This is a genomic window from Lactiplantibacillus brownii, assembly GCF_031085375.1.
Lineage (GTDB): Bacteria > Bacillota > Bacilli > Lactobacillales > Lactobacillaceae > Lactiplantibacillus > Lactiplantibacillus brownii.
Genome location: NZ_JAVCWF010000004.1, coordinates 20836 through 38001, shown reverse-complemented (window position 1 = coordinate 38001; position 17166 = coordinate 20836). Strand labels below are relative to the sequence as shown.

General features: G+C 41.6%; 13 protein-coding genes and 5 pseudogenes. 9 read left to right on the top strand and 9 right to left on the bottom strand.

The window, feature by feature from the left end:
• Positions 1-2 precede the first annotated feature (2 nt).
• Positions 3-1128: pseudogene (locus RA086_RS14855) on the top strand (ArdC-like ssDNA-binding domain-containing protein).
• Positions 1129-1421: 293 nt separating this feature from the next.
• Here RA086_RS14855 and RA086_RS14850 read toward each other — a convergent pair.
• A pseudogene (locus tag RA086_RS14850) lies at positions 1422-2659 on the bottom strand (ISL3 family transposase).
• Between the two features lie 318 nt (positions 2660-2977).
• Between RA086_RS14850 and RA086_RS14845 the strand changes: the two are divergent.
• Positions 2978-4150, top strand: a complete 1173-nt coding sequence (locus tag RA086_RS14845; protein WP_308704551.1) for an iron-containing alcohol dehydrogenase — start codon at positions 2978-2980, stop codon at positions 4148-4150.
• A 128-nt stretch (positions 4151-4278) separates the two neighbouring features.
• Here RA086_RS14845 and RA086_RS14840 read toward each other — a convergent pair.
• Both RA086_RS14840 and RA086_RS14835 read right to left on the bottom strand, forming a co-directional pair.
• Positions 4279-5502 (bottom strand): annotated as a pseudogene (locus RA086_RS14840) (Y-family DNA polymerase); the annotation flags it as partial.
• Positions 5503-5735: 233 nt separating this feature from the next.
• Positions 5736-5813, bottom strand: a complete 78-nt coding sequence (locus tag RA086_RS14835; protein WP_076661461.1) for a putative holin-like toxin — start codon at positions 5811-5813, stop codon at positions 5736-5738.
• 154 nt (positions 5814-5967) lie between these two features.
• Here RA086_RS14835 and RA086_RS14830 point away from each other — a divergent pair, with 154 nt between their 5' ends.
• The 3 genes from RA086_RS14830 (at position 5968) to RA086_RS14820 (ending at position 9194) form a co-directional block, all read left to right on the top strand.
• Positions 5968-6939 carry an FRG domain-containing protein gene (locus RA086_RS14830; protein WP_308704550.1) on the top strand — a complete coding sequence of 324 codons (972 nt, stop codon included), beginning with the start codon at positions 5968-5970 and terminating at the stop codon, positions 6937-6939.
• 105 nt (positions 6940-7044) lie between these two features.
• A complete protein-coding gene (locus RA086_RS14825) occupies positions 7045-7629 on the top strand; it encodes a recombinase family protein (protein ID WP_204122203.1) in 585 nt (194 codons plus the stop codon).
• Positions 7630-7988: 359 nt separating this feature from the next.
• Positions 7989-9194: an NAD(P)/FAD-dependent oxidoreductase gene (locus RA086_RS14820; RefSeq protein WP_002825823.1), complete on the top strand. Its 1206-nt coding sequence runs from the start codon at positions 7989-7991 to the stop codon at positions 9192-9194.
• 159 nt (positions 9195-9353) lie between these two features.
• Here the strand turns inward: RA086_RS14820 and RA086_RS14815 are convergent, their stop codons facing one another.
• The 4 genes from RA086_RS14815 to RA086_RS14800 all read right to left on the bottom strand — a co-directional run bounded on the left by RA086_RS14815 (position 9354) and on the right by RA086_RS14800 (position 11527).
• Entirely contained in the window at positions 9354-9782 is a 429-nt protein-coding gene (locus RA086_RS14815; RefSeq protein ID WP_225419883.1) for an IS3 family transposase, read from the bottom strand.
• 480 nt (positions 9783-10262) lie between these two features.
• Entirely contained in the window at positions 10263-10718 is a 456-nt protein-coding gene (locus RA086_RS14810) for a helix-turn-helix domain-containing protein (protein ID WP_236906188.1), read from the bottom strand.
• A gap of 18 nt (positions 10719-10736) precedes the next feature.
• Positions 10737-11258, bottom strand: coding sequence for an IS3 family transposase (locus tag RA086_RS14805; protein ID WP_308704556.1), 522 nt, complete (start codon positions 11256-11258; stop codon positions 10737-10739).
• A gap of 143 nt (positions 11259-11401) precedes the next feature.
• Positions 11402-11527, bottom strand: a complete 126-nt coding sequence (locus tag RA086_RS14800; RefSeq protein WP_016374491.1) for an IS3 family transposase — start codon at positions 11525-11527, stop codon at positions 11402-11404.
• A 134-nt stretch (positions 11528-11661) separates the two neighbouring features.
• Here RA086_RS14800 and RA086_RS14795 point away from each other — a divergent pair, with 134 nt between their 5' ends.
• The 3 genes and pseudogenes from RA086_RS14795 (at position 11662) to RA086_RS14785 (ending at position 15013) form a co-directional block, all read left to right on the top strand.
• Positions 11662-12990, top strand: coding sequence for a glycoside-pentoside-hexuronide (GPH):cation symporter (locus RA086_RS14795; protein WP_062904648.1), 1329 nt, complete (start codon positions 11662-11664; stop codon positions 12988-12990).
• 139 nt (positions 12991-13129) lie between these two features.
• Positions 13130-13564 (top strand): annotated as a pseudogene (locus RA086_RS14790) (IS6 family transposase); the annotation flags it as partial.
• Positions 13565-13648: 84 nt separating this feature from the next.
• The gene (locus tag RA086_RS14785) at positions 13649-15013 is read left to right on the top strand and encodes an NAD(P)/FAD-dependent oxidoreductase (protein ID WP_042749386.1); all 1365 of its coding nucleotides are present in this window, start codon (positions 13649-13651) and stop codon (positions 15011-15013) included.
• Between the two features lie 230 nt (positions 15014-15243).
• Here RA086_RS14785 and RA086_RS14780 read toward each other — a convergent pair.
• Positions 15244-15920: pseudogene (locus tag RA086_RS14780) on the bottom strand (ISL3 family transposase); the annotation flags it as partial.
• A gap of 85 nt (positions 15921-16005) precedes the next feature.
• On the bottom strand, positions 16006-16587 hold the full coding sequence (locus RA086_RS14775) for a recombinase family protein (RefSeq protein WP_014940888.1): 582 nt from the start codon (positions 16585-16587) through the stop codon (positions 16006-16008).
• A 329-nt stretch (positions 16588-16916) separates the two neighbouring features.
• Here RA086_RS14775 and RA086_RS14770 point away from each other — a divergent pair, with 329 nt between their 5' ends.
• Positions 16917-17150: a hypothetical protein gene (locus RA086_RS14770; protein WP_010013316.1), complete on the top strand. Its 234-nt coding sequence runs from the start codon at positions 16917-16919 to the stop codon at positions 17148-17150.
• The last annotated feature ends 16 nt before the right edge of the window (positions 17151-17166 follow it).

Here is a 17166-nt window from a genome sequence, read left to right as displayed (position 1 = left end):
CAATGCCGAGTAAAGCAGACGTTAAAGCCTGGAAAGCACAATTAGTCGCCCAAGCCGAACAGCAAATCCTAAAATTAACCGATAGTGACCGATTTAAACAGTATCTTAATACCCTGGCTAAATTTCATCATTATAGCGCCAGAAACATTGATTTGATTTATGCGCAAAATCCTCAAGCCACTCAAGTCGCCGGTTTTAAGCAATGGCAGAAGGCTTTTAACCGCACCGTCAACCGGGGCGCAAAAGCGATTCGGATTGCGGCTCCGATCATTAAGAAGCTAACACCAGCCGAGCAGAAGCATCTTGATACCACCGATGAGCGCGCCATTGTCGGTTATCGCTATCTACCCGTCTTTGATGTGGCACAAACTAGCGGTGAACCAGTGTTAAGTGCTAAAGACTTTGTCAAAGAAAATTTGGCCGATCATCAGAATGTGACAAGCTTGTATAACGCATTCAAGGACTATCTAAACCAGCAAACCGACCTTAAAGTCAGTGAAGTGCCCTTAGCAACGCTAAATGGGGCTAAAGGGGTATTTTCAACCCAGCACTAATGAAATTGTTATTGGTGGTGATGAATCCGATAATGCTTTAAAATTGAAGACGTTATATCATGAATATGCACATAGTCAGTTACACGGCTTAAAATCAGCCTTTAAAGATCGGCCACGAGCCTATCAGGAAACCCAAGCCGAAGCGGTCGCATATGTTGCCATGCAAAATATTGGCGTTGATACCAGCAACTACTCACTCGGTTACGTGGCCACCTGGGCTAAAGATAAAGCCGTGATCCATAGTGCTTTAAGTGAGATCCAGCAAGTGAGCAACAAAGTGATTGAACTTAGCGATGGCTTAACCAAACAATTAGGCTTACAAGAAGCCCCAAAAGAGCCTGAGCATGATCTAAAAAAGCTATCAGCCCATGATCTTAATAAGTCCTATCAAGGCTTGCAACAACAAATTCAACAGGCAACTAGTCCACAACAGAAAGCGCAATTTAAAAACCAGTTAAACGATGTGCACCAAGAAATTAGTGATCGAACTCAAAAACAGCTACAAGCATTTGCTGAACAGAATCCGGAAATCAAACAACCCGAATCCGAACTTGATCAAAGTTTAAAACGGTAGCCAGTTTTTAAAGGACATGCTATAATGTGGACAGAAAAAGGAAGTCCCGCCGAAAACAGGACTTCCCACGCAAGCCGCTTCAAAGGCGGTAGCATAATTACAAAACTATATTAATGTGGAAGTTTGTCAAATGGTGTTGAAGGATAGTTTCTATCCTTTGGAGATCTCCTCGTGTGGGAGATCTTTTTTGTTGTTTTATTAGTTGCGGCGTTTAATCTGGTGTGTTGTCTGAATATCGTACTTGAAGGCATAACAAATAAGCCTACCATCGTGACGTTATTGTGGTAGATAATCTAGGCAATCAGCTGGTAGACGCGTGTGAACATATTGGCCTGATTGGAGAAGCCATAACAAGCACGTTTGAGCTCCTTGATCTTACGGTTGATGCCCTCTATCGGTCCGTTAGAGTAGGACGATTTGGCGGCGTTAATTACGCCATTAAGATTCTTTCGTAGGGTATGCATGGCCGTATCTAGGGGCGTGCCGTTAGGCTGATAGTTAGTGATGATATTCTTGAGTTTATCAGCGTGACGCCCCATCAAAGCATCGTGGAGATCGATGTGGTTTCATAAGCTGTTTTGAAGGCCGGAAACGTATCGGTTCCAATATCAATAGCGTTCTGTTCGGTCGAGTACTCATTCAGGCCGAAGAGGTAGCGGCTCTTTTGTGCGTCAGGGTTGGCCTTGTGGAATAGGCGCCATCGTGATTTCAGTACTTTATATTCCCGCGAATGCTTGTCGAGTTGCTTTAAACATTGAGGGCGAATGGTAGCCATCGTCCGGCCCATTAATTGAATAATGTGGAACCGATCAATAATGAGTTCGGCGTTAGGGAATAGTTTGTGCACGAATGCCTGATAGGAGGCGTTCATGTCCATGATGACGCGTTGAACCGCGGCCCGTTCTGCGGTGCTGTACGGACTAAGAAAGAACTGTTTGATGGTTCTATTAAGGCGGTCGCTAAGTACTTTAACTGATTTGTGAGTGTCGGCGTCAATGCAAATAAACGACATGGAGCCGTGCGTGGAACGGAATTCATCAAAGCATAGATTAATCGGTAACCGGCGGCTCGCGTGTGGATGAATATTAGCCGTCAAAATACGCTGAACTGAGTTTGTCGAAATACCGGTGAGACTGGCGATAGTCTTAGCCGGGAGTGATTTACTGGCTAGCTTCAGCACATGAGTCGCTAGTCCGTGACCGATGGCGTGGTTGGTTGATACCACTGGAGTGGTGGCCGTACAAGTGCTATGGCAGTTACTACAACGCCAGCGTTGCTTGTTTAGCTCTAGAATTACGGGCCGGTCCATGGGTCCTGAAATGTGGACATGAGTGAGCTTGTGTCCGTTAGGGTGCAACGTATTGTATCCACAGCTGGGACAGCGCCTGAGTGTGTAGGTAAGCTCTGCCTGGATGACCAAATACTTTTTGCGACCCGAGCCCCGACCATGAAATTCCTCACGAGTACCGAACACCTGAATGTTTGTGTCTGTAATTCCCAGTAATTTAAGTGGATTATCTAGTTGAGATATCTATTCCTACCCCGCTTATCTTGAGTTTCGTCGCTTAAAGCATAGCACTAGGGAGGCTTAGATGCCTTTTTTTGTTATCAAAAAGGGCCTAGTACTTTTGGAATGGAAATACTTTCCAACACCAAAAATTCTAGACCTAAAAATACTGACAGTAAAATTAATCATTACGGTTTAAACCGCCGACAAATTAGCACTTTATTGCACAATTAAGGGACTTTTACCCAAAAACGATTGCAAACTGTAAATTTATTAGTTATAATTGCTTTGTGAAATTGGTACTAATTGTTTTCAAAACTTCCGAAAGAAGGCATTTGTACAATGGCTGAACGTAGTTATGACTTTCTGATGCCCAGCGTCAATTTCTTTGGCCCTGGTGTCATTAGTAAGATTGGTGATCGAGCAAAGATGTTAGGGATGAAAAAGCCCGTTATCGTCACGGATAAGTTCCTTGAAGGTTTAAAGGACGGCGCCGTGGAACAGACTTTGGATTCTTTAAAGGCTGCTGGTGTGGACTACGTTGTTTACAACAACGTTGAACCCAACCCTAAGATTCGTAACATCAAAGAAGTTAAGAAACTTTACGAAGAATCCGGTGCGGACTCCATCATCACTGTTGGTGGGGGTTCTGCTCACGATACTGGTAAAGGTGCCGGCATTATTTTGACTAATGGCGACGACATTACCAAGTTGGCTGGGATTGAAACACTCGACAAGGCTTTGCCACCATTAATCGCCGTTAACACGACGGCCGGTACTGGTTCTGAATTAACCCGTCACGCGGTTATCACGAATGAAGAAACCCACTTGAAGTTCGTGGTTGTTTCATGGCGGAACATTCCGTTGGTTTCATTCAACGACCCAACTCTGATGCTCGATGTGCCTAAGGGCTTAACCGCAGCTACTGGGATGGATGCCTTCGTTCAAGCCGTTGAACCTTACGTTTCCGTTGACCACAACCCTATCACCGACTCACAATGTGTGGAAGCTATCAAGTTGATTGAAACTTCCCTTCGTGAAGCCGTTGCTAACGGCCACAACTTGGACGCTCGGACTAAGATGGTCGAAGCTGAAATGTTAGCCGGGATGGCCTTCAACAACGCCAACTTGGGTTACGTTCATGCCATGGCTCACCAACTCGGTGGTCAATACGACGCACCTCATGGTGTTTGCTGTGCCTTACTTCTACCTTACGTTGAAGAATATAACATCATTGCTTGCCCAGATCGTTTCACCCAATTGGCTGAAATCATGGGTGAAAACACTGAAGGCCTATCAACGCGGGATGCTGCCGAATTAGCCATCAAGGCCATGAAGCAATTATCCGAAGACGTTGGTATTCCTCACTCAATCAAAGAAATTGGTGCTAAGCCAGAAGACTTTGAATTGATGGCTGAAAATGCCTTGAAGGATGGGAATGCTTTCTCTAACCCTCGTAAGGGGACAAAGGAAGATATCATCAAGATTTTCCAAGCTGCCTACGACGCTGAATAATTTAACGTAATATGATGAAAAGCCGCCGAATTTCGACGGCTTTTTTAGTGTTTGTGCGTATACTTAAGGAAGTTTGTCAAATGGTGTTGAAGGATAGAAACTATCCTTCAACACCATTTGACAAACTTCCTTAATAAACTGGTCGCGTAAACTAGTTTGGTGAACCCAAATTGCCGGTGAATTTCATCAATCACCTGGTTTAACCGGCTACGGCGAATTTGGTTACGCGGTGTTTCAAATAAATTAAGTTGTTGGCCGGAGTTGGCACTTAGTTTACTGCTATAAACGCCAATATTCCGGACAGCTTGACCGTCCCAATTCTGACGGAATAACCACAATAATTGTTGCGTCAAAACTTGATTGTCATTAGTTGGTTCCATTTTTAAAGCTTGGTGAAAGCCACCGCGGCCATCTGCTTCGGCTGCGGCATAGGAAAAACCAATGCTTAGCGATAGACACCCCGCCAGTTTATGGTGGTGCCGAAGCCGCGCCGCCACCTGTTCCCCAATTTCTTTAATGACGGTTTCAATTTCGACTTGGTTAAAATAATCTCGTGGCAATACTTGCGAATTACCCAGGCTAGCTTCTTTAACCTTAGTTGGTTCCGTGACTTGTGCGCGATCAATTCCCCAGGCCGTAGCAAATAATTGGCTACCAATGATGCCAAGTTGTTGTTTGAGTAATAAGGGTTGGTATGGGCTAGCTCATACATATTGTGAATGTGAAGACGGTTCAAACGTTTCGCCATACGGGGGCCAATCCCCCAAACGGCTGTTAATTCAGTAATTGACCAAATTTTATCCGGCACAGTTTCGTAATGGATTTCACCGATCAATTCATGATTATGTTTAGCGTAAAGGTCTAAGGCTAATTTAGCTTGCACCGGATTGTCACCAATTCCCACGGTGGTATACAAGCCTAGCTTTTGCCGAACTGTCTTTTGAATCAAGCGTGCCACTTCGCGAACGGAATTGCCAAACAGCCGCCAAGTATGGGTCATATCAAGAATGCTTTCATCAATTGAATACGGCCAAACCTCTTTTTCAGTGGTAAATTGATGAAAGATCTGATTAATCAGTAAATTGCGTTGAATATAAAGGTTCATGCGTGGTGGCACGACCCACAGCCGGGGATCATTGGGTAAGTCACGTTTGCGTGAGACATTGGCTTTAATATGAAATAAGTGCTTAGCTTCGGGTGACGTGGCTAAGATTAGCCCACCATTGGTATGCTTAAGGACAACTAACGGACTTTTAAGGGGTTAAGCCCCCGGCAACGGCTTCGCAACTAGCATAAAAGGACTTGTTATCGATTAAGAAGAACACGCCATGCAGTTCATCGTCAAAAAACATTTTGATCACTTCCGCTAGCTTTTACCTGTATTGTAGCATAAAAATCGAACGTGTGTGCCCCCGAACTGTTAGAAAGCTGATTAAAAATAGTCGAAAGTCCATTATAGTCATGCTATAATGTAGACAGAAAAAAGGAAGCCCCGCTAGAACAGGACTTCCCATGTAGAGCCGTTTAAGACGGTGGCATTAATTAACGACTAAAAATAACCGCTAGCTGTGCCAAGCTAAGGCGGTTATTTTTTTTGCTGACTTTTGATCAGCTCAACAATTAATGCAATTAAAGCCACGATAAAGGTACCGAAAGCCAGCATTAATTGTAAAGCGTCCGCAACGGACACTTAGGCTACCCCTTTCGTTAGGATTTATGGGCTTTAAAGGTTTAACACCATAAGCACCACCTCCGATCGGAAATAGCCACCGCCTTAACTTCTCTACGAACTTTAATTATACAGGAGGAATGAAATATTGGCTACGTTACAAAAAATCATTTCAAAAGCTAAGGATAATAGCAACTTCATTTATCGAGGGTGTGCATTTGAAAAATATGATTTAGTTCCAACTCTAGCTAGAAAGTTAAAAACAGACATCAGTTTTGCCCAATACAATATTTATTCTGACGTTGTTAAAAAAGCCGCTGAGCGAGGGTATTCAGAAGTAGGTATGAATGGGCTGGCAGATGGCCTTTCTCAGCACTACGGGCTCAGCACTAGTTATCTAGACTGGAGTTATTCGGTCTATGTAGCTTTATACTTTGCATTCAGCAGTTATATTAAACAGTTTGTTGATGAAAATATTTTGGACCAACATATCGATCTTTGTAAAATGCATTGTCTTAGAGACGACTTCAACAAGCACAAGTATTGCATATATAGACTTAATAAGACCTTATATGATGAGTTAAAGAATCAATATCCTAAATTACCGCTAATAGTATCTGATACAGATCATAAAAACGAAAGAATGGAATCACAGCAGGGGCTGCTATCTAGCATAGATAGCACAAAAGTAAACGATAATGCTAAAATTCAAAACTCTCAAATTAAAATATTGGCTGATTGGCTTCAATCTAATAATCCTGATGACTTTTTGAAGCAATCTGGCGATAAATACTCATGGAATAATGAAACTCTTTTAGAAAAAATAACCTTCAAACTATCGCAAAGAGATCGAAATGATTTACAAAAATATTTAAAAGAAAACGGAGCCATCAGTACCAAATTATTTCCGGATTTTGAGGGTGTAAAAAAGAACATAGAATTTTCAAAAGATTATAATATTTTGAGAGATTGGGAAATCGCCTATCAAGAAGCTCCTTTGAATTCAAATTTTACAGCCCCAGAAGATTTATCAAAAATGGTAAATGGAAATCAAAACGTTATAAATTCAAGATTAAATACAGATAATCTAGGGGAAGGAGAATTTTTCCCTTTTCAATAAATTAGCGTGACGTCCACTAGGGTATACCCTATTGGCCTTTTTTATTTCTGTGCTATACTAGGAATTACAAGTGTTCATTAGAACTGTCCAAAAGGAGAATTGGAAATGGCTAAAATCGGTTATGCGCGTGTGAGTTCCAAGGAGCAACATTTAGATCGACAGTTAGCGGCTTTAAGAGGCGTTGATAAATTATTTACGGATAAATTAAGTGGGGCTAACACTAATCGGCCAGAACTGCAAAAAATGCTGGCCTATATTCGTGAGGGTGATATTGTCCTGGTCACTGAATTAGATCGCTTAGGCAGAAACAATCAGGATTTAACTAAAATCATGAACACCCTTCAAAATAGGGGCGCCACCCTAGATGTGTTAAATTTGCCGTCCATGACCGGGATTGCTGACCCAAATTTACGTCAACTGATGACCAACTTGATTATTGAACTCTATAAGTATCAGGCCGAAAGTGAACGTAAGCGAATCATTGAGCGCCAGCAACAAGGGATTGCCTTAGCTAAGCAGCAGGGTAAATATCATGGGCGCAAACCCCAATATGCCAAAGATGATCCCCGTTTGCAACACGCTTTTAAGCTTTATCAAACGGGTATGAGTGATGTAGATGTTGCCCGTAATACAGGGATTAAACGGACGACCTTTATCAGATATCGAAAGAAATTCAATATACAAAGATGATGTTTACATGAGAGAATCATAGCAGAGCGGACCACTTGAAACTTCTAACTCCACTAAAATCCGAGAAATGACCAAGAAAAATGACAACTCTTCGAATATTGTTACTTCAAATTAAAATCAAAAATGATTACCTTAAAAATTGAGGTTTTTTAATTAAAATAATATTATTTTATGCTGTGTTATCCGCAATTCTAAATCTGGATCATAGTGATATTTGATAGCTTTGTAGCAGTATGTAAATAAAATTATTATTCTGATAAAAGCAAGCAACGATTGACAATTCTGAGCGTTATTTTTCGAATCATGGCGTTTTTATATTACAATGATCCTAGAAAAAGTAAAGTTATGGAGGCGATTAGATGAGTGATTTGGATCAGACAAACAGCTATCGATACGTCATTGTTGGTGGCGGAGTGGTTGCTGGCTATGCCATCAAGGGAATTCGACAGGAAGATTCAGAGGGTGAGATCTTAATTATTTCGCAAGAGGCGGATGTCCCATATGAACGACCGGCACTGAGTAAAAAACTATGGCTAGATGATGAATTCACTGAAGAGAACATTCAGATTGGTGCTGAAAATTATCCCAATGTGACTTTTAAGTTCAAGACAACGGTTACGGCTATTAATCGGCAAGATAAGGTCATTACATTGGCCGATAGTGAGCAAATCAAGTATGAACAGCTATTGCTAGCAACTGGCGGAGAACCTAGACAAATCCAGGGACCTTCTGATCCACATGTGCTAGTCTTTAGACAGTGGTCAGATTATCGCAAGTTACGTAAATTTAGTGGTCCGAACAAGCGAGTTGTGATCATTGGTGGTGGATATGTTGGTACAGAGCTCGCATCGTCACTGACCCAAAATGAGACTGAAGTTACGATGATTTTTCCAGAAAAAGCGCTGGGTGAGGGTAAATTTCCTGAGTCTATTCGGACTGAGTATGAAGCCACGTTCAAACGCAATGGTGTCACACTGATGAGTGGTCAGTTTGTCCAATCATATCAACGCCAAGGTGACCACTTGACTCTATTGACAAAGGATGGTACGGTGATCGCGGCCGATACGATCATTGTTGGGTTAGGCGTTACGCCGCGGATTAGTTTAGCTGAAGACAGTTGTTTGGATTTAGCTGATGGTGGTGTGAAAGTTAATGAGTATCTCAATACTAGTGACCCAGCCATCTGGTCTGCTGGAGATATTGCCTCTTATCCAGATCACATCTTGGGTCGGCAACGGATTGAGCACGTGGACCATGCCCGACTTTCTGGTGAATTAGTTGGCCGTAATATGGCAGGTGCTCACATGAGCTATCAGCATACCCCATACTTCTATTCCATGATTTTTGATATTTCCTGGCAAGCAATCGGTAATATTGATCCTAAATTGCAATTGATTTTTGATCGGCGAACGCATGGATCGCTTGTCTATTTCATAGATACCGATAAGTTAGTTGGTGTTTTAGTTTGGAATGTTAAGGTGAATCTTGATGATGTTCGCGCATTGCTTGCGAACGCTCCAGCTACAGATGATCTGGTGGGCTCCATTCGAGAGAAGAAGGCTTAGTATCTGGATGAGATATCGGTGAATCATTGCGTCATCACGAATGTACTTTAGAACAAAATGGCCATCATTAACGATGGCTCAGTAGCAAATAAAAACTAGCCTTGAGTCATTTTAAAGTGCATGAAGTGCAACACAAAAGTTAGACAAAAGTAAATATTATTATGCCGCTAAGGTATGTTCTCGATATTCACACGGGGACATACCCTTTGTTTTTGATGAGATTCGTCGGTAATTGAACCAATTAACATATTCTAAAGAAACTGCTTTTAATTCGGCTAAGCCTTTACACGGTGGGAATCCAGCCAAACATTCGGTCTTATAAAGGCGAAAAAAGCTTTCAATCGGGGCATTATCATGACAATTTCCCTTGCGGGACATACTTTGGATAAATTCATGTTCAGATAATTTTTTTGTATAGGAATCTAGTTGGTAATGCCATCCTTGATCGGAATGAGTGATGGGTTGAACATTACTTGGTAACTTATTGATTAATTCATCAACGGTCTTGGTTATTAGAATGCAATTGGGACTATTACTGATTTGAAATGCTAAAATTTCCTTGCTGGCCTCGTCGGTAATAGCTGAGATATAAGCCCATCGTGGTTCGCTAAGCGAATTTGCGTAATATCTGTATGGAGTACTATATAAGGCTTAGCCTGTTTAAAGTCTTGTTCCAAGAGATTTTCGGCGATCTTACCGACGGTACCCTTATAAGAGGAATATTTACTACTGTTCTTGTTCCGGTTATAAAGACTCACTTGTACGCCCAATTCATCCATTAGTCGGCGTACAACCGCATCTGCGATATGAACATCAAGCTTAATTAGTTCATCTTGAACCCACCGGTAACCGTAGGTTAACCGACCACGATACTTACCATTTTCAGCATATTTATCATTATGATTTTTGATCCTTTTACGTTCATCATGATGCGTGGCCTTCTTAAGCCCAATGGCACTAAGTATATCGCCAATTCTATAACGTTGTTTCTTGGGTAACTTGACTTGATCCGCCCTGATCTGATCAACTATTTCTTTTTTTTGATGCCCTTTGAAGGTCCGAACAGGGTCATTGATTTTTTAGGATGTCATTCTCCAACTTTGTGTCATAGAATTCCTGATTCTTTTGAGCGATCTCGCTTCGTAAACGCTCGATTTCACTCTGTTTTTCTAATTGACGAATCTGTTTTTTAGAACGTTTCGTTTTGGTTGACCTACCTTTGGGATGAGGCTCTAAGCTAGAATAGCCGTCTCGAATAAGCGTTTTTCGCCAAACACTAATCTGACAGGCTAAAACGTTGTATTTTCCGGCAACCTCGGCTAAAGACTCATCATGAGTTTGGTAGTAGTTTATCACATACCATTTAAATTCTGCCGAGAACTTACGCCGAGTTTTGTACCGCTTAAGTGTTTCAATGCCGTTCAGATGATATTGTTGAAGCCATCGATTAACTTGTCGCTTGGGTAATTGATGATTTCTTGCTAGTTCCGCTCTGGAAGTACCGTCGCTGAGATGTTCATTTATAATTTGAGCTTTTACAATCTACCTTAAGACTAAATCAGTATCCATCTTTTTTGAGAACGAATAGCCGATAATTCGTCGTGAGTGCAGATCCATGATGGCTGATAAGTAACACCAGCCATTACGCTTCGTTTGAATATAGGTCATATCAGCGGTCCATTTTTGATTTAAACCAGTGGTCGAGAAATCCTGCTTAAGCAAGTTGGGACGCTGTTCAACCTTGGTTTTGGAAGCCGAAGCTGCTTTCCATTTATTGACGGTAACGGAGTGGATATCCAGTTCCTTCATGAGCCGGGAAATCCGTCTTGGGCTGCACCGACGCTGCAGTGGTTGAAGTTCCAGATTCAATTCATGGTGGATCTTCATAACACCGTATCGCTGCTTAAATTCCGCAAAGATCCGCAGAATCCGTTGTTTCAAGTCCGCATCTTCGGCCCGGCGTTTTGAAGGCTTTGGGGATCGATAACGATAATACTGGGCTCTGGAAACACCGAGGATTAGGCACATCTTAGTTACCTGGTGGTGATGGCTTTCTTGGTGAATGTAATCAAAAATATTGGTTGCTTCTGCGCAAGGAAGCCCAGGGCTTTTTTTAGGATTTCGTTCTCCTCAGACAGCAAAGCCAGTCGCTTTTCCATCGCTTTAATTTCGTCTGGCGATTTACCGGATTGAGTTTTGGCTTGGTCCTAGATCCACTTATGAACGGTTGAATAGCCAATGCCATATTCTCTGGCCAGTTGGGCGGCTGATTCGCCTTGTTTATATAGGTTGATAATGTTTTGTTTGAATTCTTTGTCGTAACGAGTTGGCATGTAAAAATTCCTTCCTTTTGAGAGACGATTTATTCATTATATGCTCTCTTAAAAGTTGTCTCAGGAATCAGCTTACATCCAAATTTTAGAGTATGATAAAGTTGATTAACAATTTCGATAAAGGCGATGATGGGATGAAAAGCACGACGAAATGGGTAACACGGTGGCCCGAACGAATTAGTTACGGCTTAAGTGACGCCGCCGATAATTTAGTCTTTCAAATGATGACGACCTATTTGCTATTCTTTTACACTGATGTTTATGGACTGACACCAAGCGCGGTGGCCATTTTATTTGTCGTGGCGCGGGTAGCTGACGTTGTTGAAAGTTTTGTCATCGGGATCATGATTGATCACACACATTCACGGTTTGGCAAGAGCCGACCGTTCTTCCTCTGGTATTCGTTACCTTACGTTATTTTTGCGGTTCTCACCTTTGTGACGCCTAACTTTTCGTATAATGGTAAATTAATCTGGGCATATGTGACGTATTTAGGCCTTGGATTTCTGTATACGGCTGTTAATCTGCCAATCACGTCAATCTTACCAACGATGTCGCAGAATACTCGTGAGTTGACGTTGTTGGGTGTCATTCGTCAATTCTTTGGCAGTTCGGTTCAAATTGTGGTGGCGGTATTCACATTACCCTTGGTTGCGTTCTTCGGCCACGGTAATCAGCAAAAAGGGTTCTTGGGCACAATCATCGTGTTTAGCCTGATTTCATTTCTTTTGATTATCAACACGTTTGTCCATGTTCGCGAACGGTTCGCGAATCCTGAAATTGCCCATCAACCGTTAACAACTGTCCTAAAAATGTTGAAACATAATCAGCCATGGATCGTTATGTCAATCGTGATTCTCATGTACTGGCTGGTGACGGCAATTAAGAATCAGACAACCATTTACTATTTTAAATATACGGTGGGAAACGAAAACCTGGTACCACTAGCTAACAGTTTTACCCTGGCAGCGTTAATCGGGGTATTGCTGATCATTCGAATTACCGAGGTTCGCAGTAAGAAGCAAACGATGCTTCGCGGTATTTTAATGGCGCTGGTTGGTCAAGCCGTGATTGCGATTGGGGTTTATACCAAAATACTGTGGTTCTTGTTTGGCGGTGTCTTGATTAACTCGATTGGCAATGGGATCATTATCGGCCTCGTCTCAATCATGATTGCTGACACAATCCGTTATGGTGCCAGCATGGGGATCCAAGCCGAGGGAATTCTGGCTTCAACGGATGACTTTGGCGTTAACGTCGGCCTTGGTGTTGGCGGCTTGATTACAGCTGGTTTGTTTCACTTTTCGGGTTACGTTGCCAATCGAACCCAGAATGCCGCAACTCTCACCATGATTGATTTGAATTATGTTTGGATTCCGTTGGTTATTTATGTGGGGATGTATTTTGTATTGCGGCTTTATGATGAGGGGCGGATTGAACGAGCAATAGAAGCAAGAAAATAAGTCCGAATTATATTCTAAATAATAATTTTTGATTTGCTAACTAACACCGGTGCGGTGTGATATTATTGGTTCTGGTGCAAATTTTCCTCGCTGACTTGATTTTAGTATACTGGGTGCCAAGAAACGAGGGATTGCGCGCATGAATCACTTTAAGGGACGCCACTTTCAAAAGGACATCATCTTAGTAGCCGTTGGCTACTATTTCAGATTCAGTCTCAGCTATCGTGACATCGTTGAATTGCTTCGGGATCGGGGTATCACTGTTCATCACACCACGGTCATGCGTTGGGTTCATCACTATGGCCCCATCTTTAAGGCTCTATGGCGTCGGCATCAAACAGCTCACGCTAAAAGTTGGCGAATCGATGAGACCTATATTCGAGTTAAAGGCCGTTGGGCCTATTTGTATCGCGCTATTGACAGTAACGGTTTGACCATGGATTTTGAGTTACGAAAACACCGCGATTATACCGCATCCTATCACTTTTTGAAGCGTCTCTTGACGACCAATGGTCGGCCTGATCGATTAGTCACTGATCAATATCGGGCAACACTGAAAGCAGTGAAGCAAATTTATTGAGCAAAATATGATAGACATTAAGTAATAAGTGTTACCCTTGAAAATGTAATGAAGAAACTATTGTGTTAGGAGGATTTTATGGATAAACGTAAAATTGTAATTGTTGGTGCTTCACATGGTGGTCATGAATCAGCAATTGAGCTGTTGGATAAATATAATGATGTAGATGTAACTGTTTATGAAGCTGGCGACTTTATTTCATTTATGTCCTGTGGTATGCAATTATACTTAGAAAATAAAGTTACGGCTGAAGATGACGTCAGAAACTTTGCTCCTGAAGATGTTGAAAAGAAGGGCGGTCATGTTTATGCCAACCATGAAGTAACCGCGATTCATCCTGAACATAAGACAGTAACAGTTAAGGATTTAACCAATAATTCTGAAGAAGAAGTTCAATATGATAAGTTAATTCTTTCATCAGGTGTAACGCCAAAGGTTTTACCAGTACCTGGCAATGATCTTAAGAATATCTATTTAATGCGTGGACGTGATTGGGCTTCTAAGTTAATGAGTGCTGTTAACAATCCAGCAATTAAGAATGTTGCTATTGTTGGTGCTGGTTATATTGGTACTGAAGCTAGTGAAGTATTTGCTAAAGCTGGCAAGCATGTAACTTTAATGGACATGATTGATCGTCCATTAGGAACTTACTTGAACCCTGAATTGCTTGATGTTTTGGAACCTACCTTTAAGAAGAATATGGACTTGAAGATGGGCGTTAAAATTGAAGGCTTCAACGGTAATGAAAAAGTTGAAAGCGTCAAGACCGATCAAGGCGATATACCAGCTGACTTGGTTGTTGTTTCAGCAGGGGTAACTCCTAATACTGATTGGATAAAGGGCACAGTTGATTTAGATCAAAGAGGCTGGATTAAGACTGATCCATACTTGAGAACGAATGTTAAAGACGTTTACGCTATTGGAGATGCAATTTTGCCACTTTCTATTCCAGCAGGTAAGCCAATGCCAATTGCTTTAGCTACTACTGCTAGAAGAGAAGCACAATATGTGGTTGATCATATCTTTGAAGATAAGCCAGATCGCGCTTTCAAGGGTGTTATCGGTGCTTCAGCTCTTAGCGTCTTTGACTATCACTTCGCTACTGCGGGATTAAATAAGTTTTCAGCTGCTAAGAATAAGCTTGATTATCAAACTAGCTTCTATGAAGATCATATGCGTCCAGCTTATGTCCCAGAAGCAGATAATCCTAAGGTATATGTCAGCTTAACCTTTAATCCATATACTCACCAAATCTTAGGCGGTGCTGTCCTTTCTAAGTATGATATTACTGCTCAAGGCAATGTTTTAGCTTTGGCAATTAGTCATAAGATGCGCTTGGAAGACTTGGCTGAACAAGACTTCTTCTTCCAACCAGGATTTGACCGTCAATGGAGTTTGCTTAACCTAGCTGCTCAACATGCATTAGGTATGGCAAGATTCTAATTTAATCGTTAATAAAAATAAATTATAAAGATAAAAACTAGTCATGTTTTTAACGGCTCTTTGTCAAATGGTGTTGAAGGATAGTTTCTATCCTTTGGAGATCTCCTCGTGTGGGAGATCTTTTTTGTTTTTTTATTAGTTGCGGCGTTTAATCTGGTGTGTTGTCTGAATATCGTACTTGAAGGCATAACAAATAAGCCTACCATCGTGACGTTATTGTGGTAGATAATCTAGGCAATCAGCTGGTAGACGCGTGTGAACATATTGGCCTGATTGGAGAAGCCATAACAAGCACGTTTGAGCTCCTTGATCTTACGGTTGATGCCTTCTATCGGTCCGTTAGAGTAGGACGATTTGGCGGCATTAATTACTCCATTAAGATTCTTTCGTAGGGTATGCATGGCCGTATCTAGGGGCGTGCCGTTAGGCTGATAGTTAGTGATGATATTCTTGAGTTCATCAGCGTGACGCCCCATCAAAGCATCGTGGAGATCGATGTAGGTTTCATAAGCTGTTTGAAGGCCGGAAACGTATCGGTTCCAATATCAATAGCGTTCTGTTCGGTCGAGTACTCATTCAGGCCGAAGAGGTAGCGGCTCTTTTGTGCGCCAGGGTTGGCCTTGTGGAATAGGCGCCATAGTGATTTCAGTACTTTATATTCCCGCGAATGCTTGTCTAGTTGCTTTAAACATTGAGTGCGAATGGTATCCATCGTCCGGCTCATTAATTGAATAATGTGGAACCGATCAATAATGAGTTCGGCGTTAGGGAATAGTTCGTGCACGAATGCCTGATAGGAGGCGTTCATGTCCATGATGACGCGTTGAACCGCGGCCCGTTCTGCGGTGCTGTACTGACTAAGAAAGAACTGTTTGATGGTTCTATTAAGGCGGTCGCTAAGTACTTTAGGTAGATTGTAAAATTAATCCGAACGCTGTTCGGATTAATTTTACAATCTACCAAATATCCTTTTTCATGATCTTTCACCTGTCTTAGATTTTAGAAGTATCACTTGGTTTCTCAATTAACTTAAACCGTCGCTGCTGCGTGCGTTTACTAATCCCCGTCTTTCGTTCAATCATCTTGTAGGTCATGCCTTGTTTTCGCAGCTCATAAGCAAATCTGATTTGTTCATCAGAATACGTTTTCGGTCGCCCTTCCCGAAACAACGGATCATGTTGCTTGGCATACAATTTACCTTCTTGTGTGCGCGTGACAATCATATCGCGTTCAAACTGCGCAAAGGCGCTAAATATTGTAAAGACTAATTGGCCAGTCGGCGTATTGTCAATTAAGCCCATATTCAAAATGTTGACTTTGACATTTTCTTTAAACAACTCTTGGATAATGGCTAATGCCTCGCGTGTGTTCCGCGCAAACCGATCCAGCTTAGTGACAATCAAAGTATCACCTGTTTTTAGAGCGCGCAACAGTTTTTGAAACTCCGGTCGTTCAGTAGTTGTGCCGGTAAACTTTTCCTGAAAGATTTTTTCTGCTCCTGCCAATTTTAGTAACTCAATTTGATTTGCTAATTTTTGATCAGTGGTACTGACCCGCGCATAGCCATATTTCATCTTTTTATCTCCTTACTTATGTCATTAAGTAATGACACGGTTCTAACCCTTTAATTATACAGTGTCAAAAAAGAGGCCACAACTGTTAAGTTATGACGCAGTTTATATATTCATTTAGCGGACATTAACCCATTTATTAATAAAAACTGGACTTAGAATGCGTTTCTCAAACGTCGAAACATGAAAAAAAGCCTATTTCTAGGCGCTTTTTACGATTATTGTTGTAAAGTTTGTTGGGCTTTTTTAGCTCTTGGCTTTTTAAATCTGGATTATCCTTTGCACCTGAAGATGGAAAGGGGACTGCTTCTTCTGCTTATGGTGGTCTAGGCATGGCTTTAGGTAATAACGGATTTAACGTTATCGGTGCTTTGTTCCTTAGCCAGTTTCGACTAGGATTTATAGTCTTTGGTATATTCACATTTGCTGGCGTATTAATTGCAACTTTGATTGTCCATGAGCCTTCTAATTTAGATGAAACCTCAACTAAAAAGAAAGAAAAGTTTTCTTTAAAAAATGTAAAGTTAATTTTTCCTTCTTGGCAAATTGGCGCGACTACTACCTAGCTCTTATAGGAAAAAT

Bases quoted from the DNA above. Each gene is read 5' to 3' on its own strand.
- RA086_RS14845 (WP_308704551.1), top strand. From the start codon at position 2,978: ATGGCTGAACGTAGTTATGACTTTCTGATGCCCAGCGTCAATTTCTTT.
- RA086_RS14835 (WP_076661461.1), bottom strand. From the start codon at position 5,813: ATGCTGGCTTTCGGTACCTTTATCGTGGCTTTAATTGCATTAATTGTT.
- RA086_RS14825 (WP_204122203.1), top strand. From the start codon at position 7,045: ATGGCTAAAATCGGTTATGCGCGTGTGAGTTCCAAGGAGCAACATTTA.
- RA086_RS14820 (WP_002825823.1), top strand. From the start codon at position 7,989: ATGAGTGATTTGGATCAGACAAACAGCTATCGATACGTCATTGTTGGT.
- RA086_RS14800 (WP_016374491.1), bottom strand. From the start codon at position 11,527: ATGCCAACTCGTTACGACAAAGAATTCAAACAAAACATTATCAACCTA.
- RA086_RS14795 (WP_062904648.1), top strand. From the start codon at position 11,662: ATGAAAAGCACGACGAAATGGGTAACACGGTGGCCCGAACGAATTAGT.
- RA086_RS14785 (WP_042749386.1), top strand. From the start codon at position 13,649: ATGGATAAACGTAAAATTGTAATTGTTGGTGCTTCACATGGTGGTCAT.
- RA086_RS14775 (WP_014940888.1), bottom strand. From the start codon at position 16,587: ATGAAATATGGCTATGCGCGGGTCAGTACCACTGATCAAAAATTAGCA.
- RA086_RS14770 (WP_010013316.1), top strand. From the start codon at position 16,917: ATGGCTTTAGGTAATAACGGATTTAACGTTATCGGTGCTTTGTTCCTT.